Genomic DNA, 1317 nt, shown 5'->3' with positions numbered 1-1317 from the left:
CCTGTATACGAAGCAAAACTCGCGAATTTTTAACAGCTAGAACTTCCTATAAGGGGGTTCCGGTTTTTCATTGATATTAGATAGTTAGGTTTCAAATTGAATCAAGTTGAAATTGCAGAACATCTGGATATTTCAGAGCGACAACTTCGTGATGTGCTCTCACGTTTGAAGCTAGACCATAAAGTTAATTCATTGGAAGAAATTCGTTTGGCATATATTCGCGATTTGCGCGAAAAAGCCGCTGGGCGCACGCCAACGACTCATCGTCAAAAGCTTGATGAAGCAAAAACGCGCGAAGCAATCGCTAGCGCGCAAATGAAAGAACTCGAACTTTTCAAAGAACACAAACTTGTTTTAGACCGAACTCAAGTTCGCGATGCAATGGACCAGTGGACCATTATTGCTAAGTCTGAATATGAAAACTCAGTGGATAAAATCATTGCACTTATTGAAGATCAGTATGAGGTATCGATAGACCGTGAATCTATTAATGGAATCGTTGAGTCTACCTGCCGAGTTATTGGAGATTTCCAGTTCCAATCTTGACGATCTTATCAAAGAGGTAGCTGATGGGTGGTTGCCAGTAGAGCGCTTACCAACAAAAGAGTGGTTAGAAACTTACTTTAGGCTGCCAGCTGAAGATTCAGACTTTTCAGGTTTATATAACGCTGACTTTGTTCCTTACTTTTGGGGCGTAATGCATGCTTTAGATAATGAGCATGTTGAGTTTATTGGGTTAACTAAAGCCGCTCAAATTGGCTGGACCATGCTGTTATGTGGGTGGTTATCTAAAAATATATGTGTTGAACCAAGCCGCATGTTGGGTCTGTTCCCTAAAGACTCTAAAGCGACTGACTTCATGGAAGAGAAATTTACACCTTGCGTCGAAGCGACGCCTGAGCTAGCAAAGCGTGTTGATGTATCAACAAGCCGTAAGTCGGGTAATCGAAACAATAAAAAGAACTTTCCTGGTGGTTCACTTAAGGTATTTGGTTCTAACTCTGTTTCTAACGTTAAGTCGACACCTTCGCCAGTTGTTGTCGTTGAAGAACCCGATGACACAAATGACAGTGTAGGTGATCAAGGTGATGCTATTCGCTTGGCAAGAGAACGGAACAAGCGCTTTAGAAAACGTAAGTTTGTGTTAGGTGGAACCCCAAGTGTTGCTGGCCTATCAAAAGTTGAGCACTACGTTAACTTAGGTTCGCAAAGAGTATTACCGATCATATGTCATGAATGTGGCGAATCACACATTCTTGATTGGGAAAATGTGAGCTGGATTGAAAAAGAAGATGGCCCGGTTCATCCCATCTTTGG

The 1317-nt window shown here is 41.9% G+C and carries 2 protein-coding genes; both read left to right on the top strand.

What is annotated here, in order from left to right; genetic code table 11:
- Positions 1-96: 96 nt before the first annotated feature.
- Positions 97-546: a hypothetical protein gene (locus tag C2M25_RS06865; RefSeq protein ID WP_062570609.1), complete on the top strand. Its 450-nt coding sequence runs from the start codon at positions 97-99 to the stop codon at positions 544-546.
- The coding region (locus C2M25_RS06860; protein WP_199775157.1) for a phage terminase large subunit family protein at positions 491-1317 on the top strand (827 nt) is incomplete at its 3' end. The genes C2M25_RS06865 and C2M25_RS06860, both read left to right, overlap by 56 nt.

The organism is Pseudoalteromonas sp. T1lg21 (assembly GCF_002964625.1).
Taxonomy (GTDB): Bacteria; Pseudomonadota; Gammaproteobacteria; order Enterobacterales; family Alteromonadaceae; genus Pseudoalteromonas; species Pseudoalteromonas gelatinilytica.
The sequence above is the reverse complement of the archived record's forward strand: the minus strand, read 5'-3'. Positions and strand labels throughout refer to the sequence as shown.